General features: G+C 69.2%; 28 protein-coding genes and 1 pseudogene. 21 read left to right on the top strand and 8 right to left on the bottom strand.

The features are described from left to right. The first annotated feature begins 33 nt into the window (after positions 1–33). The 7 genes from ACQHIV_RS22675 to ACQHIV_RS22645 are packed head-to-tail and all read left to right on the top strand — an operon-like array spanning position 34 to position 5895. The gene (locus ACQHIV_RS22675) at positions 34–1236 is read left to right on the top strand and encodes a cytochrome P450 (protein ID WP_427884987.1); all 1203 of its coding nucleotides are present in this window, start codon (positions 34–36) and stop codon (positions 1234–1236) included. Further along, positions 1236–1880 (top strand): TetR/AcrR family transcriptional regulator, encoded by a 645-nt coding sequence (locus tag ACQHIV_RS22670; protein ID WP_427884986.1) that lies wholly within the window; start codon positions 1236–1238, stop codon positions 1878–1880. The genes ACQHIV_RS22675 and ACQHIV_RS22670 overlap by 1 nt, the downstream gene beginning before the upstream one ends. Next, positions 1877–3016 (top strand): NAD(P)/FAD-dependent oxidoreductase, encoded by a 1140-nt coding sequence (locus ACQHIV_RS22665; protein ID WP_427884985.1) that lies wholly within the window; start codon positions 1877–1879, stop codon positions 3014–3016. Before ACQHIV_RS22670 ends, ACQHIV_RS22665 begins: the two co-directional genes overlap by 4 nt. Next, positions 3013–4212 carry a cytochrome P450 gene (locus ACQHIV_RS22660; RefSeq protein WP_427884984.1) on the top strand — a complete coding sequence of 400 codons (1200 nt, stop codon included), beginning with the start codon at positions 3013–3015 and terminating at the stop codon, positions 4210–4212. The genes ACQHIV_RS22665 and ACQHIV_RS22660 overlap by 4 nt, the downstream gene beginning before the upstream one ends. Before the next feature lie 13 nt (positions 4213–4225). Continuing rightward, the gene (locus tag ACQHIV_RS22655; protein ID WP_427884983.1) at positions 4226–4420 is read left to right on the top strand and encodes a ferredoxin; all 195 of its coding nucleotides are present in this window, start codon (positions 4226–4228) and stop codon (positions 4418–4420) included. Between the two features lie 22 nt (positions 4421–4442). Then, positions 4443–4790, top strand: coding sequence for an extradiol dioxygenase (locus ACQHIV_RS22650; RefSeq protein WP_427884982.1), 348 nt, complete (start codon positions 4443–4445; stop codon positions 4788–4790). Continuing rightward, the gene (locus ACQHIV_RS22645; protein WP_427884981.1) at positions 4780–5895 is read left to right on the top strand and encodes an epoxide hydrolase family protein; all 1116 of its coding nucleotides are present in this window, start codon (positions 4780–4782) and stop codon (positions 5893–5895) included. Before ACQHIV_RS22650 ends, ACQHIV_RS22645 begins: the two co-directional genes overlap by 11 nt. Positions 5896–5973: 78 nt before the next feature. Here the strand turns inward: ACQHIV_RS22645 and ACQHIV_RS22640 are convergent. Beyond that, positions 5974–6210: pseudogene (locus ACQHIV_RS22640) on the bottom strand (GNAT family N-acetyltransferase); the annotation flags it as partial. 214 nt (positions 6211–6424) lie between these two features. On the opposite strand from ACQHIV_RS22640, the gene ACQHIV_RS22635 reads away from it, so the two are divergent. Beyond that, positions 6425–6916, top strand: a complete 492-nt coding sequence (locus ACQHIV_RS22635; RefSeq protein WP_427884980.1) for a winged helix-turn-helix transcriptional regulator — start codon at positions 6425–6427, stop codon at positions 6914–6916. Between the two features lie 10 nt (positions 6917–6926). Here the strand turns inward: ACQHIV_RS22635 and ACQHIV_RS22630 are convergent, their stop codons facing one another. Beyond that, entirely contained in the window at positions 6927–7808 is an 882-nt protein-coding gene (locus tag ACQHIV_RS22630; protein WP_427884979.1) for a helix-turn-helix domain-containing protein, read from the bottom strand. A gap of 164 nt (positions 7809–7972) precedes the next feature. On the opposite strand from ACQHIV_RS22630, the gene ACQHIV_RS22625 reads away from it, so the two are divergent. Continuing rightward, entirely contained in the window at positions 7973–8803 is an 831-nt protein-coding gene (locus tag ACQHIV_RS22625; protein WP_427884978.1) for an SAM-dependent methyltransferase, read from the top strand. A 51-nt stretch (positions 8804–8854) separates the two neighbouring features. Here the strand turns inward: ACQHIV_RS22625 and ACQHIV_RS22620 are convergent, their stop codons facing one another. Beyond that, the gene (locus ACQHIV_RS22620) at positions 8855–9424 is read right to left on the bottom strand and encodes a helix-turn-helix domain-containing protein (protein ID WP_427884977.1); all 570 of its coding nucleotides are present in this window, start codon (positions 9422–9424) and stop codon (positions 8855–8857) included. Between the two features lie 54 nt (positions 9425–9478). On the opposite strand from ACQHIV_RS22620, the gene ACQHIV_RS22615 reads away from it, so the two are divergent. Genes ACQHIV_RS22615 through ACQHIV_RS22590 form a run of 6 tightly spaced genes read left to right on the top strand, consistent with a single transcriptional unit; the run spans position 9479 to position 13564 of the window. Beyond that, positions 9479–10165, top strand: a complete 687-nt coding sequence (locus tag ACQHIV_RS22615) for an AzlC family ABC transporter permease (protein ID WP_427884976.1) — start codon at positions 9479–9481, stop codon at positions 10163–10165. Then, entirely contained in the window at positions 10162–10485 is a 324-nt protein-coding gene (locus tag ACQHIV_RS22610) for an AzlD domain-containing protein (protein ID WP_427884975.1), read from the top strand. Before ACQHIV_RS22615 ends, ACQHIV_RS22610 begins: the two co-directional genes overlap by 4 nt. Positions 10486–10504: 19 nt before the next feature. Next, a complete protein-coding gene (locus ACQHIV_RS22605) occupies positions 10505–11164 on the top strand; it encodes a hypothetical protein (protein ID WP_427884974.1) in 660 nt (219 codons plus the stop codon). A 2-nt stretch (positions 11165–11166) separates the two neighbouring features. Then, positions 11167–11868: a tyrosine-protein phosphatase gene (locus ACQHIV_RS22600; protein WP_427884973.1), complete on the top strand. Its 702-nt coding sequence runs from the start codon at positions 11167–11169 to the stop codon at positions 11866–11868. A gap of 42 nt (positions 11869–11910) precedes the next feature. Then, positions 11911–12807, top strand: coding sequence for an ABC transporter permease (locus tag ACQHIV_RS22595; protein ID WP_427884972.1), 897 nt, complete (start codon positions 11911–11913; stop codon positions 12805–12807). After that, on the top strand, positions 12800–13564 hold the full coding sequence (locus ACQHIV_RS22590) for an ABC transporter ATP-binding protein (protein ID WP_427884971.1): 765 nt from the start codon (positions 12800–12802) through the stop codon (positions 13562–13564). The genes ACQHIV_RS22595 and ACQHIV_RS22590 overlap by 8 nt, the downstream gene beginning before the upstream one ends. Here the strand turns inward: ACQHIV_RS22590 and ACQHIV_RS22585 are convergent. After that, positions 13561–14565 (bottom strand): glycosyltransferase family 2 protein, encoded by a 1005-nt coding sequence (locus ACQHIV_RS22585; protein ID WP_427884970.1) that lies wholly within the window; start codon positions 14563–14565, stop codon positions 13561–13563. The two genes, ACQHIV_RS22590 and ACQHIV_RS22585, sit on opposite strands and share 4 nt — an antisense overlap. Positions 14566–14571: 6 nt before the next feature. After that, the gene (locus ACQHIV_RS22580) at positions 14572–16053 is read right to left on the bottom strand and encodes an LCP family protein (RefSeq protein ID WP_427884969.1); all 1482 of its coding nucleotides are present in this window, start codon (positions 16051–16053) and stop codon (positions 14572–14574) included. A gap of 249 nt (positions 16054–16302) precedes the next feature. On the opposite strand from ACQHIV_RS22580, the gene ACQHIV_RS22575 reads away from it, so the two are divergent. From ACQHIV_RS22575 to galE, 4 genes are all read left to right on the top strand, one after another. Further along, positions 16303–17136: a S1 family peptidase gene (locus tag ACQHIV_RS22575; RefSeq protein WP_427884968.1), complete on the top strand. Its 834-nt coding sequence runs from the start codon at positions 16303–16305 to the stop codon at positions 17134–17136. Positions 17137–17191: 55 nt separating this feature from the next. Next, positions 17192–19282, top strand: coding sequence for a spermidine synthase (locus ACQHIV_RS22570; protein ID WP_427884967.1), 2091 nt, complete (start codon positions 17192–17194; stop codon positions 19280–19282). Further along, positions 19275–19904 (top strand): class I SAM-dependent methyltransferase, encoded by a 630-nt coding sequence (locus ACQHIV_RS22565; protein ID WP_427884966.1) that lies wholly within the window; start codon positions 19275–19277, stop codon positions 19902–19904. The genes ACQHIV_RS22570 and ACQHIV_RS22565 overlap by 8 nt, the downstream gene beginning before the upstream one ends. A 61-nt stretch (positions 19905–19965) precedes the next feature. After that, positions 19966–20916 (top strand): UDP-glucose 4-epimerase GalE, encoded by a 951-nt coding sequence (galE, locus tag ACQHIV_RS22560; RefSeq protein ID WP_427884965.1) that lies wholly within the window; start codon positions 19966–19968, stop codon positions 20914–20916. Here the strand turns inward: galE and ACQHIV_RS22555 are convergent. Both ACQHIV_RS22555 and ACQHIV_RS22550 read right to left on the bottom strand, forming a co-directional pair. Beyond that, entirely contained in the window at positions 20913–21692 is a 780-nt protein-coding gene (locus ACQHIV_RS22555) for an SDR family NAD(P)-dependent oxidoreductase (protein WP_427884964.1), read from the bottom strand. The genes galE and ACQHIV_RS22555 overlap by 4 nt on opposite strands. Then, a complete protein-coding gene (locus ACQHIV_RS22550; RefSeq protein WP_427884963.1) occupies positions 21692–22372 on the bottom strand; it encodes a TIGR03089 family protein in 681 nt (226 codons plus the stop codon). The genes ACQHIV_RS22555 and ACQHIV_RS22550 overlap by 1 nt, the downstream gene beginning before the upstream one ends. Before the next feature lie 67 nt (positions 22373–22439). Here ACQHIV_RS22550 and tatA point away from each other — a divergent pair, with 67 nt between their 5' ends. Then, complete coding sequence (tatA, locus tag ACQHIV_RS22545; RefSeq protein WP_427884962.1) at positions 22440–22898, top strand: twin-arginine translocase TatA/TatE family subunit; 459 nt, start codon at positions 22440–22442, stop codon at positions 22896–22898. Here tatA and ACQHIV_RS22540 read toward each other — a convergent pair. After that, positions 22854–23768 (bottom strand): LysR family transcriptional regulator, encoded by a 915-nt coding sequence (locus ACQHIV_RS22540; protein WP_427884961.1) that lies wholly within the window; start codon positions 23766–23768, stop codon positions 22854–22856. The two genes, tatA and ACQHIV_RS22540, sit on opposite strands and share 45 nt — an antisense overlap. Before the next feature lie 70 nt (positions 23769–23838). On the opposite strand from ACQHIV_RS22540, the gene ACQHIV_RS22535 reads away from it, so the two are divergent. Next, complete coding sequence (locus ACQHIV_RS22535; RefSeq protein WP_427884960.1) at positions 23839–24666, top strand: SDR family NAD(P)-dependent oxidoreductase; 828 nt, start codon at positions 23839–23841, stop codon at positions 24664–24666. Positions 24667–24720 lie beyond the last annotated feature (54 nt).

Here is a 24720-nt window from a genome sequence, read left to right as displayed (position 1 = left end):
GCTGGGAGCACAACCACACGGAGGTGATGGCCTGTGACCGACAGTGAGCAGCTCGTCCAGTACCCGATCCCGCCCGTCGACGCGATCGAACCGCCGCCCGAGTGGGAGCGGCTCCGGCAGCAGTGCCCGGTCGCGCACGTCCAGCTGCCGAGCGGCGATCAGGCGGCCCTGCTCACCCGGTACGACGACGTCCGCCAGGTGCTGTCCGACGCCCGGTTCAGCCGGACGGCGGAGGGATCCGCGCGGGTGTCCGCGGAAGGTACGGGCGTCTTCGACCGGCGGCGGCCCGGCGTACCGCAGTCCGGGGACGGGCACCAGCGCTGGCGGCGGATGATCACCAAGTGGTTCACCGCCAAGCGGATGGCGGCGCTCCGGCCGTCGATCGAGGCGATGGCCGACCAGCTCGTCGACGGCATGGTCGCGGGCGGCCGGCCCGCGGATCTCAAGGCCGCGCTCGGGTTCCCGTTGCCGGTGTGGGTGATCTGCGAGCTGCTCGGCGTACCGGCGTCCGACCGGGAGCGGTTCTCGTACTGGTCCGACACGTTCCTCAACCTCAACCGGTACTCGGCCGCCGACATGGAGGCCGCGCACACCGAGTTCGCGGCGTACATGCGTGGGCACGTCGAGGCGAAGCGCGCCGATCCGGGCACCGACCTGCTCAGCGACCTGATCACCGGCACGGACGCGGCCGGCGAGAAGCTGACCGACGAAGCGCTCGTCTCCACCGGGATGGGCCTACTGATCGCCGGGCACGAGACCACCACGAACATGATCGGCAAGATGCTGGCGATGCTGCTCGCCGACCGCACCCGCTGGGAGAAGTTGCTCGCCGACCCGGCCCTCGTCCGGACGGCGGTCGAGGAGGCGTTGCGGTACGACGCGAACGCCGGGTTCGGGATGATCCGCTACGTCAGCGAGGAGCTCGAGCTGTCCGACGGCGTCCTGCCCGCGGGGACCACCGCGGTGTGCAGCATGGCCTCGGCGAACCGGGACGAGCGGATCTTCGCGGACGCCGCGGACATGGACCTGACCCGGAGCCCGAACGTGCACCTCGCGTTCGGCGCCGGGCCGCACTCCTGCATCGGGCAGTCGCTGGCGCGGACCGAGTTGCAGGTCGTACTCGAAGTGTTGTTGCGTCGGTTGCCGACGCTGGAGCTGGCTGTGCCGTCCGCGGAGCTGCCCCTGGTCGAGGGGCTGCTCGTCGGCGGGCTGCGGGAGGTAAAGGTGACCTGGTGATGATGGCGAAAGAGGTCCGGGCGGCGCGGGTGAACGCGACCCGGGAGCTGATCCTGGTGACGGCCGAGCGGATGTTCGCCGAGCGCGGCGTCCACGAGGTGTCGAACCGGCAGATCAGCGAGGCGGCCGGGCAGGGCAACAACACCGCGGTCGGGTACCACTTCGGGACCAAGACCGACCTCGTCCGGGCGATCGTGCGGAAACACGCCCAACCGGTCGAGGCGCGGCGGCGGGAACTGCTCGCGGAGCTCGGCGCGGAGCCCGACGTACGGGACTGGGTGACGATCCTGGTGCGGTCGGCGACCGACCACATGGCGAGCCTCGGGACGCAGAGCTGGCTGGCGCGGTTCAGCGCGCAGCTGATGAACGATCCCGGGCTGCGCGAGATCCAGTTGCTGGAGTCGCGGAACTCGCCGTCGCTGACGCGGGTGGTCGGCGGGCTGGGTGAGCATCTCGCGGAGCTGCCGCCGGCGGTGCGGATCGAGCGTGGGGACATGGCGCGGCACCTGATCATCCAGATGACCGCGGAGTTCGAGCTGGCGCGCGCCGAGGGGCGGCCGACGGCGCGGGCGACCTGGGAGGAGATGGCCGACGGGCTGATCGACGGCATCGTCGGGCTGCTGACGGCACCGGTGACTTCGTGAGTGTGCTGGTGGTGGGCGCTTCCGCCGCTGGGTTGACCACCGTGGAAGCCCTGCGGCGCAAGGGTTTCCGGGACCGGATCACGGTGCTGGGCGCCGAGTACCACCCGCCGTACGACCGGCCACCGCTGTCCAAACAGTTCCTGCTGGGCGACTGGGACGAGAGCCGCACCCGGTTGCGTCCCGACACGATGCTCACCGCCCTCGACGCGGAGTTTGTCCTCGGCGACCCCGCAGTCTCCTTGTCCGATCACACAGTCCACACCACCACCGGCCGATCCCTCACAGCAGACCACGTGGTGATAGCCACCGGCTTGCAACCCCGTCACCTCCCAGGCCCACCTCTCGAAGGCGTCCACGTACTACGCACCCTCGACGACGCAGCCGCACTCCGCACATCCCTCGTTGGACAAGCGCGTGTAGTTGTCGTTGGGGATGGGGTGTTGGGGGCGGAGGTTGCTGCGACTGTTTGCAAGCTGGGGCTTTCTGTGACGCTCGCTGGGCCGCAAGCGGTGCTGATGGAGGCGCAGCTCGGGCCGGTGGCCGGGAAGTTGTTGGGGGAGATGCACGCGGCCGAAGGGGTTGGGCTTCGGTTGGGGTGTGCGGTGGACGGGCTGGAAGACCTCGACGGGCGGGTGAGCGGCGTACGGCTGGTGGGTGGGGAGGTGTTGCCGGCTGACGTGGTGGTGGTTGCGTTGGGGGCGACGCCGGCCACCGGGTGGCTGGAAGGTAGTGGGCTGAGGCTCGACAACGGTGTGGTGTGTGACGAGTACTGCCGTGCCGCCGACGGGGTGTACGCCGCGGGCGACGTCGCGCGCTGGCGCCACGACGACGGGCTCGTCCGCCTGGAGAACCGGACGAACGCCACCGAGCAGGCTCTCTGCGTCGCCGCCAACATCATCGGCGACCACCAGCCGTACCGCCCGATCCCGTACTTCTGGACCGACCAGTTCAGCACCAGGATCCAGGTCCACGGACGCCCGTCCGCCGACCTGACGGTTGCCGAGGGCACCATCGGCGAGCGGTTCGTCGCGCACTACCGCGACGCCGGCCGGATCGTCGGCGTCCTCGGCTGGAACGCACCGAAACAGACCCGTGCGCACCGCGACCGAAACCTTGCTAGGGAAGGACGCATATGACCACACCTGTCTATCCGATGACCCGGGCAACAGGTTGTCCGTTCGATCCGCCGCCGCGACTGCGTGAGCTGCAACAGGAAGCACCGCTCACCAAGGTGAACATCTTCGGCAAGGACGCCTGGCTGGTGACGCGGTACGACGACCAGCGCACGCTGCTCGCCGATCCGCGACTGTCCTCCGACGTACGGCGACCCGGCTACCCGAGCCCGACCGGTCAGCCCCCACGCAACGACGACGGGGTGGGTATCGGCTTCATCCTGATGGACGACCCGGAGCACGCGCGGCTGCGCCGGATGGTGACCGCGCCGTTCATGATCAAGCGGATCGAGGCGATGCGCCCCGGCGTACAGAAGATCGTCGACGGCCTGATCGACGACCTGCTCGCCGGGCCGAACCCGGTCGACCTGGTCGAGGCGTTCGCGCTGCCGGTGCCGTCGCTGGTGATCTGCCAGCTGCTCGGCGTCCCGTACGCCGATCACGACTTCTTCCAGCAGAACAGCAAGAACCTGATCCGGATGTCCGCGACCCAGGAGGAACGGGCGGCCGCGCACGGCAACCTCGCGAAGTACCTCGACGGCCTGGTCGGCGAGAAGCTGGAGAACCCGGCCGACGACCTGCTGTCCGGGCTGACCGAGCGGGTGAAGACCGGCGAGCTGACCCGGCAGGACGCGGCCGGGATGGGCGTCCTGCTGCTGCTCGCCGGGCACGAGACGACCGCGAACATGATTGCCCTCGGCACCCTCGCGCTGCTGGAGCACCCGGACCAGCTCGCCGTACTGCGGGAGACCGACGACCCGAAGGTGGTGGCGGGCGCGGTCGAGGAACTGCTGCGCTACCTGAACATCACGCACAACGGGCGCCGGCGGGCGGTGCTCGAGGACATCGAGCTGCACGGTCAGGTGCTGAAGGCCGGCGACGGCGTGATTCTGCCGAACGACATCGGCAACCGGGACCCGTCGGTGTTCGAGGATCCGGACGCGCTGGACCTGGGCCGGGACGCGCGGCGGCACGTGGCGTTCGGGTTCGGCGTACATCAGTGCCTCGGGCAACCGTTGGCGCGGCTGGAGCTGCAGGTCGTGTACAGCACGCTGTACCGGCGGATCCCGACGCTGCGCCGGGCGGTCGGGCTGGAGGAGATCCCGTTCAAGCACGACGGCGCCGTGTACGGCGTCTACTCGCTTCCCGTGACGTGGTGAAAGGAACCCGCTGATGAAGGTCATCATCGACCAGGACAAGTGCGTCGCCTCCGGCCAGTGCGTGACGGCCGCCGCCGACGTGTTCGACCAGCGCGACGAGGACGGCATCGTCGTCCTGCTGAACGAGAACCCGCCGGCGGACCTCGCCGCCGACATCCACCAGGCCGCCGCGGTCTGCCCGGCGCTCGCCATCGTCGTCGAGGACTGAGTACGCGACTACAGTGCTGTAGATGATCAACGGTGCGCATGTGATCGTCTACAGCACTGACGCGGACGCGGATCGCGCGTTCTTCCGGGACGTGCTGGAGTACCCGTCCGTCGACCCGGGGCACGGGTGGCTGATCTTCAAGCTGCCGCCGGCCGAGGTCGCGGTCCATCCGGCCGATGCCGGGTCGCACGAGCTGTTGCTGATGTGCGACGACCTCGAGCAGACGATGGGTGAGCTGACGGCCCGCGGCGTCGAGTTCGTGCGTCCGGTGGAGCGGCAGCGGTGGGGTGTGCTGACCGCGTTCCGGTTGCCGGGTGGGGGCGAGGTCGGGTTGTACGAGCCGTTGCACGAGCGGGCGCATGATCTCTGAGTTCCGGATCGCGATCCCTCAGGCGGACGTTCTCGACCTGCGCGAGCGGCTCGGCCGGATTCGTTGGCCTCGGCAACTACCTGGCGGATGGGAACGCGGGGTGCCGGTCGAGTACGTGCGGCACGTGGCCGAGCGGTGGGCGGCGTACGACTGGCGGGTGTGGGAGGCGCGGCTGAACGCGTTCCCGCAGTACGTGACCGAGCTCGACGGGCAGACCATGCACTTCCTGCACGTACGATCGCCCGAGCCGGACGCGTTGCCGTTGCTGCTGACGCACGGCTGGCCCGGATCGGTCGCGGAGTTCCTCGACGTACTCGGGCCGCTGACCGACCCGTCGGCGTACGGCGGGGATCCGCGGGAAGCGTTCCACGCGGTCGCGCCGTCGGTGCCGGGGCACGGGTTCTCGGTGCCGTTGACGGACGGCTGGGACCACGGACGGATCGCCCGCGCGTGGGTAGAGCTGATGCACCGGCTCGGGTACGAGCGGTACGGCGCGCAAGGGGGTGACACCGGATCGGTGGTGTCGCCGCTCGTCGGGCAACTCGACCCGGAGCACGTGGTCGGCGTCCACATCAACGGGGGACTGGCCTTCCCGGACGTCCGGCCGGGCGACGTGGTGACCGACGCCGAACGCGAACGCCTTGCGGCCGCGGAGCGCCTGCGCGCGGTCGGGACCGGATACGCCGACCTGCAGGGAACCCGCCCGCAAACGGTGTCGTTCGGGCTGAGCGACTCGCCGGTCGGTCAGCTCGCGTGGATCCTGGAGAAGTTCTGGGAGTGGACCGATCCGGCCCTCGCGCTGCCCGAGGACGCGGTCGACCTCGATCATCTCCTGACCGATGTGTCGATCTACTGGTTCACCAACACGAGCGCGACGTCGGCCAACCTGTACTACGAGAATCGTGGCGCCGTCGACGACCTCCGGCCGGGCGTACCGACCGGAATCGCCGTGTTTCCGACCGATCCCGCGATTCGCCGCGGGCTAGAACGCCGGCACAACATCGTCCACTGGTCGGAGTTCACCCGCGGCGGGCACTTCGCCGCGCTCGAGGCGCCCGACCTGTTGGTCGACGACATCCGCGCGTTCTTCCGGCTGGTCCGGTAGCCGGGCCGGCGCGACGAAGCTCAGCAACGACCCGTCCCGTTCGACCGTCGCGTCCGGCCAACGCCGCCGTACCATCCGCACCGACCGCTCGTTGGCGGCGCTGACCACGAAGAGGAAATTTGTCGCCCCGGAAGAGATCGCGTCCGCGGCGGCGATCGACAGCATCCGTACGCCGAGCCCGCGGCGCTGGTCGTCCTCCGCGATCACCGCCGCGAGCTCCGCGGTCGCCTCGCCCGGAGCCCACGCCCACATCGCGTGCCCGACGATCGCCGTACCGCGGGTCGCGACGAACGCGGCGCCGGCCGGGCAGAGCATCCGCAGCAGCAACGCGGATCGCGGTGGCGAGCCGATCGCGGTCTGGAAGCGGAAGTAGCGGCTGAGCTCGGTCAGCCCGGTCAGCATCCTGGCCAGCTCGTCCGCGTCGGGTTCGCCGGCGCGACGGACGAGCGGCGGTCTCGTCTGAGTCTGGTTCACGGATTCAGCGTTGCTGGCTTGGCTGAGTCTGTCAAGCGGACTTATCATCGATCACATGGACACGGCGGTGAACGAACAGATGCCGGAGGCGATGAACTGGTCCACGGAGAACTGCACGATCTCCCGGACGATGGACATCCTCGGCGACAAGTGGACTTTTCACGTCCTGCGCGAACTCTTCGTCGGCGTCCGCCGGTTCGAGGACATCCGGGCCCGGGCCGGCATCCCGCGGCAGATGCTGACCGAACGCCTCGCCGCACTTATCGAGCGCGGCCTGATCCGGCGCCACCCGTACCGCCTGCCTGGGCAGCGCGAACGCTCGGAGTACCGGCTGACCCAGGCCGGCATGGACCTGTACCCGGTGCTGGTCGCGATGGTGCAGTGGGCCGACCAGTACCTCCCGCTGGACGCCGGCCCGCCGATCGAGCCCCGGCACCGCGGCGACTGCGGCGAACGCGTCAACGTCGTACTGCGCTGCGAAGGCGGCCACGAGCCGACGCCACGCGAGGTAGCCTTCCGCGCCGGCCCCGGCGCACAACCGCGCTAGAGGTCGCCCTCTAGAGGTCCTCGACCTGCTCGATCGCGCGGCGCAGCAGGCGTTCGGTCTCGCGGGGCTGGGCCGCGGTGATCGACACGGCGTCCATCGTGACGGCGTACGTGTCGAGCTCCTCGCGCTTGTCCAGGTAGACCGCGCTGCTCAGGTGCTCGATGTAGACGATGTCCGGCAGGTCGGCGTCGTTGTACCGCAGCAGCGTGAACGCGCCACCGGTCGAGGTGTACCCGCCCTGCTCGAACGGGATGATCTGCAGCGTCACGTTGTGCCGCCGCGCCGCCTCCAGCAAGTACTCCAGCTGCGCCCGCAGCACGTCCTTGCCGCCGATCGGGCGCCGCAGCACCCCTTCGTCCAGGACCGCCCACAACCGCGCGGGTCGTTGCCGCGTCAACACGTCCTGGCGGCTCATCCGCAACGACACCAGGCGATCGACCTCCGCCTTCGGCAACGGCAGGTCCTGCCGGGCCATCTGGATCACGGCCCGCGCGTAGTCCGGGGTCTGCAGCAGCCCGGGCACGAACTGCAGCTCGAACGTACGGATCAGGTCGGCGGCCATCTCCAGACCGAGGTACGAGTGGAACCACTGCGGTGTCAGGTCGTCGTACCGCTGCCACCAGCCGGGGTTGTTCGCCTCCCGGGCGAGCGTCAGCAGCCGCTCGCGCTCCTCCGGGTCGTCGAGTTTGTACAGCGTCAGCAGGTCGTCGACGTCGCGGACCTTGAATCCGACCCGGCCGAGCTCCAGGCGGCTGATCTTGGACTCCGACCCGCGGATCGCCCAGCCGGCGTCGGTCCGCGTCACACCCGCGGCCTCGCGCAGCCGGCGCAGGTACGCGCCGAGCATGATGCGCAGGGCGGTCGGTCCGCCGTACGCCCCCGGCTCGGTCACCTCTCGCCTCCCAGCAGCAGTGGTTCGGTGTGCAGCAGTTGATCATTTCATAACGGGTCGTGACTATGTCCATACGCACGCGCCGACACGATGTGTTCAGCGCGCCGTACTCTCGGTAGAGTCTGTCGCACAGACTCCCCGATCACTCTCTGCGAGGTTCTCCGATGGTCGATGCCACCAAAGCGCCAAGTTCGATCCCGGTCGGCGTCGACACCAGCCGGGCCAGCATCGCCCGGGTGTACGACGCGTTCCTGGGCGGCAAGGACAACTTCGAGGTCGACCGCGAGGTGCTGCGTGGGGTCCAGGCCGCCGCGCCGCAGGCCCAGGACCTGGCCTGGTCGAACCGGAACTTCCTGATCCGCTCGTGCCGGTTCCTGGCCGGCCAGGCGGGCATCACGCAGTACCTGGACTGCGGATCCGGTCTGCCGACCGCCGAGAACACGCACCAGGTCGTGCAGCGGATCCAGCCCGAGGCCAAGGTGCTCTACATCGACAACGACCCGGTGGTGCTCGCGCACGGCCGGGCGCTGCTCGAGGAGAACGAGAACACCCTGTTCGTCAGCGCGGACATCTTCGACCCGGACGAGGTGCTCAGCGACCCCGAGGTCCGCAAGTTCCTCGACTTCTCCCAGCCGATCGCCGTGATGCAGGCCGGCACGCTGCACCACTACATCGGCGACGAGGGCGCGCAGATCATGCAGAAGTACGTCGACGCGATCGTGCCCGGGTCGTACACGGTGATCTCGCACTTCTACGACCCGGAGACTCCCGAGCACACCGAGGTCGCCCAGAAGATGGAGGACAAGTTCATCCACAGCCCGATGGGCAGCGGCCGGTTCCGCACCCGCGCGGAGCTGATGACCTTCTTCCCGGGCCAGGAGCTGGTCGAGCCGGGGCTGGTGCTCTGCGACAACTGGTGGCCGGACGGCCCGCGGATGAAGCCGCTGAACCAGGTCGAGGAGTGCATCGTCGGCGCGGTCGGCCGCAAACTCTGAGTTCTGCCGAAGTTGCCCGGAGCATCGATTGCTCCGGGCAACTTTTTTGTGTCAGACGTGTTCCGAGACCAGGGTGGCGGCGGTGTCGGGCTCGAGGGCCTGGAAGAGGTGGGGCAGGTCGCCGGGGTAGGCGATGTAGTCGCCCGGGAGTAGTTCGACCGGGTCGTCGGTGGGGCCGACGAGGGCTCGGCCGGAGCCGAGGATGACGTGTTCGACGACGCCGGGCATGTGCGGGTCGGACCGGCGGCCGGGGCCGGGGGAGGCGACGATCCGGTAGAGGTCGCGGCGGGCGTTCGGCGGGCTGGAGGCGACCAGCGTGGCGCTGTAGTCGGCGTGGTCGGAGTAGATCGCCGGGCCCTCGCCGGCGCGGATGATCTGCACCTTGGGGCGCGGGGGGTCGAGCAACGCGGCGAACGGGGTGTCCAGCGCGACCGCGAGCGCCCACAGCGTCTCCACGCTCGGGTTGCCGGTGCCGGACTCCAGCTGGGACAGCGTGGACTTGGCGACGCCGGCCCGCTTGGCGACCTCGGTCAGCGACAGGCCGGCCCGGGCCCGGTGCCGGCGCAGGGAGGCGGCGATCACGTCCAGTGGTGCCTTGCTGTCCATCGGTGTTCGCTCCATCGGTCTGTTTGTTCGGCTTGACGAACGGGCGGCGCGGTGTTCATCATAATGCCCATGCGTTCGATTTGGCGAACACTCGATCGGGGACTCGCCCGCGACATCGCGCTGGTCTGCCTGGCCGACGGTGTCGTGGGGCTCTCGTACGGCGCGATCAGCGTCGGCGGCGGGCTGCCGTTGTGGGTGCCGATCCTGCTGTCGGTGGTGGTGTTCGCAGGGGCGTCGCAGTTCCTGTTCGTCGGGATCGTGGTGGCCGGCGGCAGCCCGATCGCCGCGATGATCGCCGGCCTGCTGGTGAACAGCCGGCACGTCGCGTTCGGTCTGGCCGTCAGCGACGTGATCGGCGGCGGCTGGCGGCGGTGGCCGGGCAGTCACGTGATGACCGACGAGAACGTCGCGTTCGCGATGGGGCAGGACGACCCGGCGCAGCGGCGGGCGGCGTACTGGGCCGGTGGGCTCGGGATCTTCGTCTGCTGGAACGTCGGCGTCGTGATCGGCGGGCTGGCCGGTTCCGTGATCAAGGACACCGACGTGTTCGGGCTGGACGCGGCGTTTCCGGCGGTACTGCTGGCGCTGGTGCTGCCGGCGTTGCGTGATCGCCGGACGCGGACCGCTGCCCTCGTCGGCGTGGTGGTAGCCCTCGCGGCGACGCCGTTCCTGCCGGCTGGTCTGCCCGTACTGCTCGCGCTCGTCGGTGTGCTGTTCTATCGCGCGGACAAGCCCGCGCTGGAGGTGGCCCGATGACGAACACCCCGTTGCTGCTGGTGGGTATCGGAGTACTTGCCGTGGGCACCTTTTCGCTGCGGTTCGCGGGGCCGGCGTTGCGGAGCCGGATCGAGATCCCGGAGAAGGCACAGCAACTGCTTGCCGCCGCGGCGATCGTGCTGCTGACCGCGCTGGTCGCGACCGCGGCGCTGACCCAGGGACACGGTACGGCGGGGATCGCCCGGCCGGCCGGGGTGCTGGTCGGCGGGGTGCTCGCCTGGCGTAAGGCGCCGTTCGTACTGGTCGTGGTGGCCGCGGCTGCGACGGCGGCCGGTCTTCGCTTGCTCGGTGTGCCCTGAGAACCGATACCGTGCAACCATGACCCAACCCGGGATGGCCGCGGCGCCGAAGAAGTCGATCCTGCCCACGCTCGCGATCCTGTGCTTCGTGATCGGCGCGGCATTGACCGCGTTCTTCGTGTACCGGATCGTCGTCACCGCGCCGCACTCGCCGCAGCCGATCGAGGGCGGCACGGTGCACCTGAAGAAGGAGGGGCTGACGATCTACTCGTCCGTCCCGGTGCTGGCCCCGCCCTGCACGGTGAAGGACGCGAACGGCAACGACGTACCGACGAAGCGGCCGGGCGGGTCCGAGACGATCACGATCAACGGCAACACCTGGTACGTCGTGGCGCGCTCGACGTCGACCGTACCGGCGGGTGACTACAGCATCTCGTGCACCGACAGCGAGACCAGCGCGACGTACGCCGCCGGCCCGAAGTCGTCGATCGCCGCCTTCGTGCTGTCGATCTTCGGCACGGTCTTCTCGCTGCTGATCTTCATCGGGCTCGGCGCCACGTTCCTGGCCATCGGCCTGGTCCGCAAGAGCCGCAGCCGTCGGTCCACCAACACCTTCCCGACCCAACCAGGTGCCCCCGGCAACTACCCGCCGCCCAACTACCCGCAGCAGTCCCACACCTTCCCAGCGCCGCCGCCGTACAACCCAGGTCAGAACCCGGACCGCCCCCAGGACCGCTGATCATGGACCTGGACTGGCCGGGATGCCGGAACGTCCGCGACGTAGGCGGTCTGCCGACTGCTGATGGGCGCCTGCTGAAGGTCGGCGTGCTCATCCGGTCGGACAGCTTGCAGTACTTGACCGCGGACGGGGTCGACGCGGTGCGGAGGTCCGGCGTACGGCGGATCCTGGACCTGCGGGGTGATGGTGAAGTCGCAGCGTTCCCGACGCCGTTCACTGGTACGCCGCTCGCGGTGCGGCAGTCGTTGCAGGATCCGGCGGATCCGGAGCACGGGCAGGCGACCATCGTCGAGGCGTGTACCTGGATGCTCGACCAGCGGCCGGAGCTGTTCGCGGCCGCGGTGCGGGCGATCGCGGACGAGCCGGACGGCGCGGTGGTCGTGCACTGTCACGGCGGCAAGGACCGCACCGGCATGGTGGTCGCGCTGGCGTTGAGCGTTGCCGGCGTACCGGAGGACGAGATCGTCGCCGACTACTACCTCACGCGGTCGCGGCTCGCGGGGTGGCTCGAGGAGCAGTTGGCGGCCGAGCCGGATGCCTCGAAACACCCGGAAATGATCGAGTTCCGCGACACCCGGGCCGAGTCGATCGTCGCGATTCTGCGGCATCTGGAGACCCGGTACGGCGGGCCGGAGGCATACCTGCGGCTCGGTGGTCTTACTGAAAACGACCTCAGCAAGCTGAAATCCCGCTTAGTGGGCTGACCTGCGTCACGACCCCGTCACGGACCGCAGTACATTGGCGCAATGTCAACCGCAGTGCCGACAGGGCAGCCCGGGGTGACCGACCCGGCAGCGCTCGCCGAACGCTACGGACTCACCAAGAGCTCTCTCCGCCCGCCACTCGGCTCGTACCTGCGCGAGCTGTGGAGCCGTCGTAAGTTCGTCGTCAGTTACGCCACCGCACGCACCTACGCGATGTACGCCGGAGCCCGCCTCGGCTCGATCTGGCAGATCCTCACCCCGCTGCTGAACGCCGCGGTGTACTACCTCGCCTTCGGCATACTGCTGGGGACGAAGAACGGGATCCAGAACTACGTCGCGTTCCTGCTCAGCGGTGTCTTCGTGTTCACGTTCACCCAGCGCTGCATGACCGAAGGGTCCCGCTCGCTGGCACTGAACCTGTCACTGATCCGTACCCTGCACTTCCCGCGCGCCACTCTGCCGCTCGCCTACGTGCTGAACGAGCTGAACCAGATGCTCATCTCGATGGGCCTGCTGTTCCTGGTCGTGGGGTTCACCGAGGGCCCCAGCTGGCGATGGCTGATGATCGTCCCGGCGATGCTGTTGCAGGTGATGTTCAACATCGGCATCACGCTGGTGTTCGCGCGGATCGGGACGTTCGTGACCGACATCAGCCAGCTGCTGCCGTTCATCACGCGGACCTGGCTGTACGCGTCCGGGATCTTCTTCTCGCTGCCGTACAAGCTGTCCCAGTTGCACGCGCCGGGCTGGGTCGTCCAGGTGCTGGCGTTCAACCCGATCTCGGCGTACATCGACGTCGTCCGGCGCGCGTTGCTCCACGAGCACCTGAAGAACGAGCTGCCGCACGCGTGGTCGATAGCGACCGTCTGGTCGTTCGTGATGCTGGCCGGCGGGCTCTGGTACTTCTGGCGGGCGGAGGACCGTTATGGCCGTGGTTGATTCAGGGGCTGAACCCACTGTCATCGCCGACCGGGTGGACATCATCTACAAGGTGATCGCCGGCCAGGGCGGCAAGGGTACGGCGGCGACCGCGCTGCGGCGGATCATCAACCGCCAGGACCGGCCGACGATCCGCGAGGTGCACGCGGTCAAGAACGTCAGCTTCACCGCGTACAAGGGCGACGCGATCGGCGTGATCGGCCGCAACGGCTCCGGCAAGTCGACGATGCTGCGCGCGATCGCCGGCCTGCTGCCGCCCGCGTCCGGCGTCGTCTACACCGGCGGGCAGCCGTCGCTGCTCGGCGTCAACGCGGCGATGATGAACGACCTCACCGGCGAGCGGAACGTGGTGCTCGGCTGTCTCGCGATGGGCATGTCCCCGGCCGAGACGCAGGCCCGGTACGCCGAGATCGTCGACTTCTCCGGGATCGGCGACTTCATCGACCTGCCGATGTCGACGTACTCGACCGGTATGCAGGCCCGGCTGAAGTTCGCGATCGCGTCCGCGAAGACGCACGACATCCTGCTCGTCGACGAGGCGCTGGCCACCGGTGACGCCGAGTTCCGGGTCCGGTCGGAGCGCAAGATCAAGGAGCTCCGCGACCACGCCGGAACGGTGTTCCTGGTCAGCCACAGCCTGGACGTGGTGCAGGAGACCTGCAACCGGGCGCTGTGGCTGGATGCCGGCGTACTGAAACTGGACGGTCCGGTCGACGAGGTCGTCGCCGCCTACATCAGGTCCACCAGGGCCGGTTAGGCGGCCTTCGGGCGTTCCCGGAGGCCGACCAGGAAGCCGAGGCCCCAGGAGACGTGCATGGTCGCGCAGACCAGCGGCATCCAGAACAGCGCCTTCCAGGGCAGGTAGCGGCCCTCCATCGCCGAGCCGAAGATCAGCAGCAGCGCGTAGCCCAGCGGGGCCAGGAAGCCGATGTCGAGCCAGCTGACGCCGGTGGCCAGGCCGATGATGCCGAGGATCGTGCCGACGGCCAGGCCGATCACCGCGACCGGCGGCGCCAGGTACCGCTTGCTGGCGGTCTCCGGGTGCCGGCGGATCACCTCGCGGCGCCACTGGCCGGTGTGGAAGAACTGCTTCGCGACCGCGGACAGCGAGGACCGCGGCCGGTACGTCACCGACAGGTCGGGGCTGAACCAGATCAGCCCGCCGGTCTTGCGGATCCGGTAGTTCAGCTCCCAGTCCTGGGCGCGGTGCATGGTCTCGTCGAAGCCGCCGACCCGCTCCAGCGCGGCCCGCCGGAACACCCCGAGGTACACCGTGTCGGCCGGGCCGGCCTTGCCGCCCTGGTGGAACGTCGAGGCGCCCAGGCCGAGCCGGGAGCGGTACGCGCAGGCGACCGCCATCTCGGTCGGCGTCCGGCCCTCGGCGGCCATCACGCCGCCGACGTTGTCCGCGCCGCTCTCGTCCAGCACCTCGACCGCGCGGGTGATGTACCCGTCGGTGAGCGCGCCGTGGCCGTCGACCCGGACCAGGATGTCGTGCTTGGCGTGCGCGATCCCGACGTTCAGCGCGGCCGGCGTCTTGCCGGTCGGGTTCGGCACGATGGTGATCCGGTGGTCCTTCTCGGCCAGCTTGTCCGCGATCTCCTCGGTCCGGTCCTTGCTCGGGCCGATCGCGAGGACGACTTCGAGCTCACCCGGGTAGTCCTGGTCGAGGACGCGGCCGACCGCCTCCTCGAGGTGGCGTTCCTCGTTCAGCACAGGCATCACGACGGACACGGGTGGCCAGTGGGACAGCGGCATATCAGGTCAGGCCTTACAGATCGATGCGACGTCGTCGACGCCGGCGGCGGGTGTAGTCGGTGAGCTAGTCGGCTTCTTGGTCGGCTTCTTGGTGTGGGTGTGGCTCGGAGTCGTGGTGGCGGTACTACGCGGAGTGGTCGAGGTCTTACCGTCTCCTCCCGCGCCGTCGTTGTCCAGCGATTCGGACTTCGCGATCGCCTCTCCGACCTTGGTCCGGATCAGCGCGAAGTCCGGGTCGCTGGACTTGATCAGCGGCGGGACCGCGGAGAAGCTTGACACCGGGAGCTTCTTCGCGTCCAGCGCGAGGTCCATGAACGTTCCGAGTTCGCCGGCTGGGATGCTGGTCTTGACGACTTCCTTACTGGCCGACGCGATGCCCTGGAACTTGGTCAGCACCGTCTGCGGCGACAACTGGTTCAGCATCGCGGCCATCACGCACTTCTGCCGGGCCATCCGGTCGTAGTCCGAGGACTCGGCCCGGGAGCGGGCGAACCAGAGCGCGTGGTAGCCGTCCAGGTGGACGTTCTTGCCGGGCTCGATGTAGCCCTTGATCGGGGACGTCTCGCCGCCGATCGGCACCCGCTTGCCGATGTCCAGGGTGATCCCGCCGACCGCGTTGATCAGGTCGCGGAAGCCCGTCAGATCGATGAGTACGAAGTAGTTGATCTTCAGCCCGGTGACCGCCTCGATCGCCTGCGCGGTCGCGGTCTCGCCGGGGTTCGGGTTGCCGGGGAACAGGTCCTTGTGGTTCGCGGCGTAGGTGTAGACGCCGTTCAGCAGGCACTCGATGCCGCAGTTCTTCCAGTGGAAACCGTTCGGGAACTGCTTGGCCAGCGGCGTACCGGCCGGGAACGGGACCTTCGCGAGGTTCCGCGGCAGGCCGATCAGGACGGTCCGGCCGGTGTTCGCGTCGACGCTCGCCACGGTCATGCTGTCCGGCCGGGTACCGACCCGGTCCGCGCCGGAGTCGCCGCCCATCAGCAGCACGTTGTAGCGGCCCTTGTCGGCCTTCGAGGTCTTGCTGCTGCCGAACACGCTGGCGACGAAGTCGCGCTGGGTGTTCACGATCACACTCGCATAGATCAGCGCACCGACCACGACGAAGATCAGTGCCCCGTCGAGGATGCTGGTGATCAGGCGGTGGTTGCGCTCCAGCATCAGCGGCTGGCTGATCCGGTAGGCGTCCACGAACAGCGCGGCCCAGCCCAGGGCGAGCAGGATCAGCAGGACCTGCACCAGCCGGAGGGTGCCCGGCCGGGCCAGCAGGTTGATCGTGCCCGAGCGCCAGATCAGCGCCAGTACGACCAGGAACACGATGATCGCGATCAGCCCGGCGACCACCCGCCAGGCCCAGCGGCCGGCCTTCTTCGAGCCTGCGACGATCTGGGCCGATCCCGGCAGGATCAGCGTCATCAACAGCAGTGTCAGTGCCCGCTTGAACCGGACCGGCTCGCGGAGACTGCGCAGGTCTGGCTTCTCCTGCGGCATGACGTCCTTCCGTTGTCGCTCCGGGCGGTCTGCTCCCGACCGTACCTGGTTGCCTGTCATCACTTGGTACGACGTGCCGGTGGTGCCGATGGTTCGCACCCGGGCGGATCCGGAGACGAAGGGTAGCAGTCCGGACACGGAGCGCAGGAAAACCCCTGACCTGACCCTGCTTCACACAGCTGTGATGGTTCGCGGCGGGCGAATGCGTTACGAAGTCCTCTACGTACAACCAGTGAGGAAACCGCCCCCATGAAACTGTTCCGTACGCTCCTTGCCGCCACCGCGGTGGCCACGACAACCCTGCTCGGCACCACGGCGGCCCAAGCCGCAGCCCCTGGTGCCGACTTCACCGGCATCGCCGCGCTGAGCAACTGCTCCGCGTCGCTCGTCCGGTACGCCGAGTCCGTCGACACCGACAAGGCCCTCGTGCTCACCAACGGGCACTGCTACGAAGGCGGGTTCCTGCAGCCCGGCCAGGTCCTGGTGAACAAGGCCTCGACCCGGTCGATCACGCTGCTGAACCCGGACTCCAGCCGGGCCGGGACGGTCCGCGCCGACAAGATCCTGTTCGGCACGATGACCAAGACCGACCTGATCGTCTACCAGGTGAACGAGACGTACGCCTCGATCAAGAGCCGGCTGAACGTCACCCCGCTGACCCTCGCCAAGCAAGCCCCGGCCGACGGCGCCGGGATGGCGGTCGTGTCCGGTTACTGGAAGCGGATCTACACCTGCTCGGTCCAGGCGACCATCCCGCAGCTCCGCGAGGGCGACTGGACCTGGCAGAACTCGATCAAGTACCAGCAGCCCGGCTGCGAGACCATCGGCGGTACGTCGGGATCGCCCGTGGTCAGCACCAGCACCGGCGAGATGATCGGCATCAACAACACCGGCAACGAGGACGGCGAGCGCTGCACGGTGAACAACCCGTGCGAGGTCGACGCGAACGGCAACGTCACCGTCGACCAGGGTGCGGCGTACGGCGAGCAGACCTGGTGGCTGTACACCTGCCTGACCGCCGACCGCGCGATCGACCTGAACAAGTCCGGCTGTGAACTGCCGAAGCCGGCCAGGCGTCGGTAAAACTTTGCCCGCGGGGTGACGCACGCCACTTCGATATCCGGTAACGTCGCCCCGCATGGCTGTCGACTCCGCAACCGACCATGTGTCCACGCCCAGTTGGCCGAGCCCGTTCGGAGTACGGACGCGGCTGGTCGCGTCCAGTGCGCTGATGCTCTTCACCGAGCTCGCGCTGATCCGCTGGACCGGCTCGAACGTCGTCCACCTGAGTTACTTCTCGAACTTCGTCCTGCTCGGCTCGTTCCTCGGCATCGGGATCGGCGTACTGCGCTCCGGCCGCGCGAAGCGGCTCCCGTACTACTCGCCGATCATGCTCGGCCTGCTGGTCCTGGTGATCGCCTGGAAACCCGTCACGGTCGACCGGGGCAGTTCGTCCAGCGTCATCTACTTCACCAGCCTGAACACCACCGGCCCGCCGGTCTGGGTGATCCTGCCGATCATCTTCGTCGCGGCCGCGGTGGTGCTGGCCGGTCCGGCCGAGCTGGTCGGCCGCTGTTTCGCCGAGCTGCCGCGACTGACGGCGTACCGCTTCGACCTGGTCGGCAGTCTGGTCGGGATCGTCTCGTTCACCGCGCTGTCGTTCCTGGGCGCGCCGCCGATCTGGTGGGGCCTGATCGTCACGATCGTGTTCGCGGGGCTGATGATCCCGCGGACCGCGACCGGCACCCGGCTCGTCGCCACGGCGGTCAGTGCCGGGCTGGTGCTGGCGCCGTTGCTGGTGATGCTCGGTGTGCTGTTCCACGAGTCGACACGGCCTGACCTCAGCTGGTCGCCGTACTACAAGGTGAAGACCAAGCAGTACACCTGGGAAGGCGTCCCGCTGCTCACGATCACGGTGAACGGCGTACCGCACCAGCAGGCGATCCCCGCGGACGCCCGGCTGCAGTGGGAGCCGCAGTACGGCCTGCCGTACGAGCGCGCGACCGCCGGCAAGAAGCCGAACAACGTGCTGATCATCGGCGCCGGCTCCGGGTCGGACGTCGCGATCGCGCTGAAGAAGGGCGCGGCGCACGTGGACGCGGTCGAGATCGATCCGCGGATCCGCGACCTCGGCAAGGCGCTGAACCCGGACCACCCGTATCAGGACCCGCGGGTGTCGTCGCACATCGACGACGGGCGCGCGTTCCTGTCCCGGACCGACAAGAAGTACGACCTGATCCTGCTGGCGCTGCCGGACTCGCTGACCCTGGTCAACGGGGCGAGCTCGCTGCGGCTGGAGAGCTACCTGTTCACCAAGCAGGCGTTCGAGTCGGCACGCGACCACCTGAACCCGGGCGGTGCGTTCGCGATGTACAACTACTACCGCGAGACCTGGCTGATCGACCGGCTCGCGTTGACCGCACAGACCGCATTCGGGCACAAGCCGTGCGTGGACAAGATCGGCGACGGTCTGCGGCAGGCGGTCGTCACCGTCGGCCTCACCGAGCAGGACCAGACGTGCGGGTCCGAGTGGGCCGGCGCGACGTCGGCGACGCCGCCGCCGGCGACCGACAATCGTCCGTTCCTGTACCTGTTCACCGACCGGATCCCGTCGCTGTACCTCGTCACGCTCGGGCTGATCCTGATCGCCGGTCTGGTCGGTGTCGGCATCGCCGGTGGTGGGTCGTCGTTCAAGCGGATGCGTCCGTACGCGGACCTGTTCCTGCTCGGCGCCGGCTTCATGTTGCTGGAGACCAAGAGCATCACCGGGTTCGCGTTGCTGTTCGGTACGACGTGGGTCGTGAACGCGATCGTGTTCGCCGGCGTGCTGGTGGCGGTGCTGGCCGCGGTCGAAGTGACGAGGCGGTTCAAGACACCACCGGTGAAGGTGATGTTCGCGGTGCTGTTCGGCGGGCTCGCGCTGTCCTGGGTGTTCCCGGACAGCTGGCTGCTCGGGATGCCGGTCGGGCTGCGTGCGTTGGTCGCGGTCCTGATCGCGTTCCTGCCGATCTTCGCGGCGAACGTGATCTTCGCGAAGCGGTTCACCGACACCGAGGACGGTACGGCGTCGTTCGGCGCGAACCTGCTCGGCGCGATGCTCGGCGGCTGCCTCGAGTACGCCGCGCTGGTGATCGGGTTCCACGGCCTGCTGATCATCGCCGCGCTGCTGTACGTCGGCGCGTTCCTGCTGACACCGAAACTGGCACCGAAACTCCGGGCACGTGCCTGATCTCGGGGACTACTACCGCGAGCGCGCCGGCGAGTACGACGCGGTCTACGACAAGCCGGAACGGCAGGAGGACATCGCCCGGCTGCGGGCCCTCCTGCCGCCGCTGGTCGAGGGTCGCTCGGTGCTGGAAGTTGCCGCCGGCACCGGTTACTGGACGACCGCTCTCGCGACCACGGCGCGGTCCGTGGTCGCGACGGACGTCAACGAGGAGCCGCTGGACCGGGCGCGGGCCCGGTCGTACGGCGACGCCGACGTACGGTTCCGGATCGCGGACGCGTACGACCTCGGGGCGGTGGAGGGGCGGTTCGACGCGATCTTCGCCGGGTTCTTCTGGTCGCACGTGCCGCGGGCCGACGTACGGCGGTTCGCGCAGGGGCTGCTGGACCGGGTCGAGCCGGGTGGGGTGGTGATCCTCGCGGACAACCGGTATGTGGAGGGCAGCAACCATCCGATCACCCGGACGACCGCACACGGGGACACGTACCAGACGCGGCAGCTGTCCGACGGGCGGACGTTCGACGTACTGAAGAACTTCCCGACCCGGGAGCAGTTCGCCGCTGACGTCGGGCGGCCGGTGGAATGGACCGAGCTGGCTTACTTCTGGCTGGCAGTTGTCTGCTAGTTGGTACGGGTTCGGCCCGTTTCGCGAGGCCTGCCGGGGTGCGGGTGGCAGGATCTGAGACATGACGTGGCTCGTGACTGGTGGTGCTGGGTACATCGGAGCGCATGTGGTGCGGGCGTTCCGCGACGACGGGATCGACGTGGTCGTGATCGACGACCTGTCGAGCGGGAAGGCCGAGTTCGTCCCGGACGGCGTGCGGTTCGTCCGGGCGAACCTGCTCGACGGTACGGCGGTCCGGGAGGCGCTGGACGGCGTCGAGGGCGTCGTACACCTGGCCGGGTTCAAGTACGCCGGGGTGTCGGTGGAACGGCCGTTGCATACGTATACACAGAACGTGACCGCGATGGTGTCGCTGCTCGAGGCGATGGCGGACAAGTCCGTGCGCAACATCGTGTTCTCGTCCAGCGCCGGGGTGTACGGGACGCCGAAGGACGAGGTCGTCACCGAGGACACCGCGCCGGACCCGCAGTCGCCGTACGGCGAGTCGAAGCTGATCGGCGAGTGGCTGCTCCGCGACCAGGCCGCCGCCACCGACCTGCACCACACCTCGCTGCGGTACTTCAACGTGGTCGGCTCCGGCGACCCGACGGTCTACGACGCCAGCCCGTACAACCTGTTCCCGATCGTCTGCAACCTGCTCACCCAGGGCAAGACCCCGCAGATCTACGGCACCGACCACCCGACCCCGGACGGTACGTCGGTCAAGGACTACGTGCACGTCGCCGACCTGGCGCGCGCCCACGTCGCGGCCGCCCGCGCGCTCGAGGCCGGCAAGACCCTCGAACGCGTCTACAACCTGGGCAGCGGCACCGGTACGTCGGTCCGCCAGATCATGGACGCCGCCCGGCGCGTGACCGGGATCGACTTCACCCCGTCCGAAGGCCCGCGCCGGCCCGGCGACCCGTCCCGCGTGGTGGCGAACGGCGACCTCGCGGCGCGCGACCTCGGCTGGCAGAACACCTACACGGTCGACCAGATGTTCGCGACCGCGTGGGAAGCCTGGCCCCGCTAGTACTCTTTCTTGAAGAAGCCTGACGGGCCCAGGTTCATCCCGCCCGGGCCGGTCAGGACCCCGCCCTCCACCGGGAGGGTGTGGCCGGTGATCCAGGAGGCGTCGTCGGAGGCCAGGAACGCGACGGCGGCGGCGATGTCCTCCGGCTCGCCGACCCGGCCCAGCGGGTACATCTTGCTGAACCGCTCCAGGGTGTCGGGCTGGCTGTCCCAGTTCGGCGTCCGGATGGTGCCGGGGGCAACGACATTGAAGCGGACGCCGAGTTCGCCGTACCGCGCGGCGTAGTTGACGGTCAGCGCGATCTGGCCCGCCTTCGCGGCGGCGTACTCGATGTTGCCGAACGCGGCGAGGCCGTTCACCGAGCTGATCGTGACCACGTTGCCGCGGTGCTTCACCAGCTGCGGGAGCGCGGCCTGGATGCAGCGCGAGGCGCCGACCAGCGTCAGGTCCAGCTGCGCGTGGAACTCCTCCGCGGTCGCGTCCTCCGGGACCGAGCGGACGATGCAGCCGCCGGCGTTGTTCACCACGACGTCCAGCCGGCCGAACTTCGCCACCGCGGCCGCGACCGCCGCGTCGACGTCGTCACGGTTCGTGACGTCGACGCGCACCGCCAGCGCCTGCTCGCCGATGCTGTTCGCGACCTCGGCAATCTTGTCCTCCTGGAGGTCGGTGACCACCACCGACGCCCCCTCCTCGGCCAGCCGGCGCGCGACCGCCGACCCGATCCCCTGCGCCGCCGCCGTGACCAGCGCTACCTTGCCCTCGAACCGTCGCACTACCCCTCCAGGATTCGGTCGACCTTCTCGTCCGCGACCCGGCGCTCGAGCTTCGCGGCGTCCAGGTTGCGGCAGAGCACGATCGAACCACCTCCGGCGATCACCCCGACCAGCAGGCCCAGACCGTTCCGGTCCGTGAGCGTCCGGGTGACGAGGATCCGGTCCGCGACCGGGTCCGCCGTACGGATCAGCTGCTCGTGGGTGAGGTCGTCGTACGCCGGGGACGTGGGCGTCGGGGCGTCGTACGGGGAGAAGACGTCGGGGTGGTTGTAGACCTCGGCGCCGTAGTCGCGCACGCCGTCCGGCAGCGGTTCGCGGAAGCGGCCGCCGAGGGGGAGGAGGGCGGAGGCGACGGTCTCGCGCTCGCCGCGGATCGTGAGGTCGGGGCCGGTGATCGCGATGGTTCCGGTGCCGCTGGTGAGGGCGGCGCCGGCCGACCAGGTGGACAGCGCCCAGACCACGCCGAGCCAGTGCGGCGGGAGGCCGATCGCGACGGTGTCGCCGGACTCGACGTCGTACTCGTCGGCGAGCAGGTTCGCGGTCTTCGCGACCCAGTTCGCGGTGGTCACCGCGCTGAGCTCGATCCGCTCGCCGGACACGTCGTCGTAGTAGGTGAGGAACGGCCGGGCACCGTCCCGGCGGACCGCGGCGGCGAACAGCTCGGGCAGGACTTGTGACATATGGCCCACCCTACGGTTCGCGGATCGGCGTACGTTGGAAGTGAATGAGTGGAGAGAAGGGTTCGTCATGGTGCCAGTGCTCGCGCTGCCGGAAGGCGGCGAATGGATCGTCATCCTGGTCATCGTCGTACTGCTGTTCGGTGCGAAGAAACTCCCGGAGCTGACGCGGAACGCCGCGAAGGCGATGAAGGAGTTCGAAAAGGCCCGCCAAGGCGACGACGAAACCCCCGCCCAGGTAACCCAGAACTCAACTCACCCCCAGGCATCCACACAAACCCAGCCAGCCACCCAGCCACCTGCTCCCGCGCAAACCCAGTCAGCCACCCAGGCGCCCGCTCCCGCGCAGCCCCAGGCACCCGCACCAGCTCCTGCTCAGGCGCCTGCTCCTGCGGAGCCCCAGGCTCCTTCAGCGCAAGTAGCTGCCCCCGCGCCCACCACTCCCTCCCCCGTTGAGCAGGAGGCTCCGGTGGAGCCGGAGGGGTCAGGGGAGCTCGGCGGTGGCGGCCCGGAGAGCACCCGCCAGTAGGGCGACCGGTTCCGGCATCCGGCCGGGGAGGCGGGCAAGGATTGTCCTGCGGAGTTCCTGAGGACCGCCGCGGACCGTCAGCACCCGGACACCGGCAGGCACCGCGGGTGCCATCGACGCGGAGATCGTGGTGACGCCCGCCCCGGCCGCCACCAGTTGCAGCTTCGCGAACCAGTCGCGCACCGTATGCGCCACCACCGGCCGCTCGTCCAGCCCCGGCCAGACCCCCATCAGCAACTCCCCGCTCGACGCCGGCCCGGCGATCCACCGCTGACCGCGCAGCTCGCCGACCGCGACCCCGTCGTACGCCGCCAGCGGATGCCCGGCCGGCACCGCCAGCATCAGGCTGCGCTCGGCCAGCGTCTCCAGCCTGAGCGCCGGCGTCTCCGCGTCCGGCGGCCGGAACGGCGGCGCCGACGCGATCACCGCGAGGTCGATCGTCCCGGCCCGCAACGCCCGCACCAGCGCCGGCGTGGACCCCTCCCGCGTCGTCACGCTCACCGCCGGATGCGTACGCCGTACCGCACTGATTGCCCTCGGCAACAAAACGGCCCCGGCGCTCGGGAACCACCCGAGCCGCACCGTCCCGCCCGCGACCGGCAACCCGGCCAGCTCCCGCGCCGCCGCGTCCAGCTGGTCCAGTACGACCGCCCCGCTCCGCAGCACCACCTGCCCGGCGGCCGTCAGTACGACGCCTTCGCGCCGTCGCTCCAGGAGCCGACTGCCCGCGGCGCGTTCAAGGGTGGCGATCTGCCGCGAGACGGCCGACTGCGTGTACCCGAGCGCGACCGCGGCGGCGGTGAACGTACCCCGCTCCGCCACCTCCCGGAACACCCGCAACGCGACCGGCGAGACATCGGTGAAGTCCATGACATCTACGCATACCACCTGTGCCGAACTTTCGCTGGAGTCATACCTCCCGCGGACCTACGTTGGCGTCATGAGAATCGCACTGGTCACCGGCGCCAACCAAGGCATCGGCTACGCACTTGTACAGGAACTCGCCAACCGCATGAACCCCGAGGACCTCGTCCTCCTCACCGGAAGGAACCCGGAACGAGTCGCGGCCGCGGCTGCACAAGTAGGAGGGAAGGCCCGGGTCGAGGGGCGGGTGCTCGACGTCACCGACGGGGACGCCGTGCAGCAGCTGGCGGATGAGCTCGGGGCTGTCGACATCGTGGTGTCCAACGCGGTCGGGCCGTTGGAGCCGGGGAAGGCGCCGGTCGAACAGGTGGACGAGTTCGTGGACGTGGCGAACCTCGGCGCGCAGTACATGCTGCGGTCCTTCGGCCCGATCCTGCGCCCGGGTGGACGGCTGATCGTGGTCGCCAGCTCGCTCGGCACCCTGGAGCAGCTCCCCGAGCACCTGTGGGGACGCTTCGACGGCGCCTCGCTCGACGACATCGAGAAGGTCGTCGAGGAATGGCGTACGACGGTCCACGACGGTACGGCGGCCGCGCACGGCTGGCCGGAATGGATCAACCTCCCGTCCAAGGTCGCCCAGGTCGCCGCGGTGCGCGCGGTCGCCGCCGAGCGCCGCGACGCCGACCTGGCCGCCGGCATCCTGGTCGCGTCCGTCTGCCCGGGCCTGGTCGACACCCGCGCGTCCCGCCCCTGGTTCGAAGACTTCACCCAGGCCAAGTCCCCAGCCGAAGCAGTCCGCCCACTGGCCGACCTGATCCTCGCCGGCCACGTCACACCCGGCGTGTACGGCGAACTGGTCCGCGACGGCGCGGTCGTCCCCTGGAAACCGTCCAACCCACGGTAACGGCCTCGCTCAGCGACCCCGCGGTACTGCGGCCGCTCGAGTTCTCATATTGTT

It is taken from the genome of Kribbella polygonati, from assembly GCF_050320105.1.
GTDB lineage: Bacteria > Actinomycetota > Actinomycetes > Propionibacteriales > Kribbellaceae > Kribbella.
Note: the sequence above shows the minus strand (reverse complement) of the source record. Positions and strands in the feature narration are given on the sequence as shown.

What these genes read in the sequence shown, in the direction of transcription:
- ACQHIV_RS22610 (WP_427884975.1), top strand. Translation starts at nt 10,162, where the DNA reads ATGACGAACACCCCGTTGCTGCTGGTGGGTATCGGAGTACTTGCCGTG.
- ACQHIV_RS22570 (WP_427884967.1), top strand. Translation starts at nt 17,192, where the DNA reads ATGGCTGTCGACTCCGCAACCGACCATGTGTCCACGCCCAGTTGGCCG.
- ACQHIV_RS22600 (WP_427884973.1), top strand. Translation starts at nt 11,167, where the DNA reads ATGGACCTGGACTGGCCGGGATGCCGGAACGTCCGCGACGTAGGCGGT.
- ACQHIV_RS22635 (WP_427884980.1), top strand. Translation starts at nt 6,425, where the DNA reads ATGGACACGGCGGTGAACGAACAGATGCCGGAGGCGATGAACTGGTCC.
- ACQHIV_RS22625 (WP_427884978.1), top strand. Translation starts at nt 7,973, where the DNA reads ATGGTCGATGCCACCAAAGCGCCAAGTTCGATCCCGGTCGGCGTCGAC.
- ACQHIV_RS22535 (WP_427884960.1), top strand. Translation starts at nt 23,839, where the DNA reads ATGAGAATCGCACTGGTCACCGGCGCCAACCAAGGCATCGGCTACGCA.
- ACQHIV_RS22655 (WP_427884983.1), top strand. Translation starts at nt 4,226, where the DNA reads ATGAAGGTCATCATCGACCAGGACAAGTGCGTCGCCTCCGGCCAGTGC.
- ACQHIV_RS22620 (WP_427884977.1), bottom strand. Translation starts at nt 9,424, where the DNA reads ATGGAGCGAACACCGATGGACAGCAAGGCACCACTGGACGTGATCGCC.
- ACQHIV_RS22575 (WP_427884968.1), top strand. Translation starts at nt 16,303, where the DNA reads ATGAAACTGTTCCGTACGCTCCTTGCCGCCACCGCGGTGGCCACGACA.
- tatA (WP_427884962.1), top strand. Translation starts at nt 22,440, where the DNA reads ATGGTGCCAGTGCTCGCGCTGCCGGAAGGCGGCGAATGGATCGTCATC.
- ACQHIV_RS22660 (WP_427884984.1), top strand. Translation starts at nt 3,013, where the DNA reads ATGACCACACCTGTCTATCCGATGACCCGGGCAACAGGTTGTCCGTTC.
- ACQHIV_RS22550 (WP_427884963.1), bottom strand. Translation starts at nt 22,372, where the DNA reads ATGTCACAAGTCCTGCCCGAGCTGTTCGCCGCCGCGGTCCGCCGGGAC.
- ACQHIV_RS22540 (WP_427884961.1), bottom strand. Translation starts at nt 23,768, where the DNA reads ATGGACTTCACCGATGTCTCGCCGGTCGCGTTGCGGGTGTTCCGGGAG.
- ACQHIV_RS22645 (WP_427884981.1), top strand. Translation starts at nt 4,780, where the DNA reads ATGATCTCTGAGTTCCGGATCGCGATCCCTCAGGCGGACGTTCTCGAC.
- ACQHIV_RS22650 (WP_427884982.1), top strand. Translation starts at nt 4,443, where the DNA reads ATGATCAACGGTGCGCATGTGATCGTCTACAGCACTGACGCGGACGCG.
- ACQHIV_RS22585 (WP_427884970.1), bottom strand. Translation starts at nt 14,565, where the DNA reads ATGCCGCTGTCCCACTGGCCACCCGTGTCCGTCGTGATGCCTGTGCTG.
- ACQHIV_RS22580 (WP_427884969.1), bottom strand. Translation starts at nt 16,053, where the DNA reads ATGCCGCAGGAGAAGCCAGACCTGCGCAGTCTCCGCGAGCCGGTCCGG.
- ACQHIV_RS22595 (WP_427884972.1), top strand. Translation starts at nt 11,911, where the DNA reads ATGTCAACCGCAGTGCCGACAGGGCAGCCCGGGGTGACCGACCCGGCA.
- galE (WP_427884965.1), top strand. Translation starts at nt 19,966, where the DNA reads ATGACGTGGCTCGTGACTGGTGGTGCTGGGTACATCGGAGCGCATGTG.
- ACQHIV_RS22670 (WP_427884986.1), top strand. Translation starts at nt 1,236, where the DNA reads ATGATGGCGAAAGAGGTCCGGGCGGCGCGGGTGAACGCGACCCGGGAG.
- ACQHIV_RS22605 (WP_427884974.1), top strand. Translation starts at nt 10,505, where the DNA reads ATGACCCAACCCGGGATGGCCGCGGCGCCGAAGAAGTCGATCCTGCCC.
- ACQHIV_RS22615 (WP_427884976.1), top strand. Translation starts at nt 9,479, where the DNA reads ATGCGTTCGATTTGGCGAACACTCGATCGGGGACTCGCCCGCGACATC.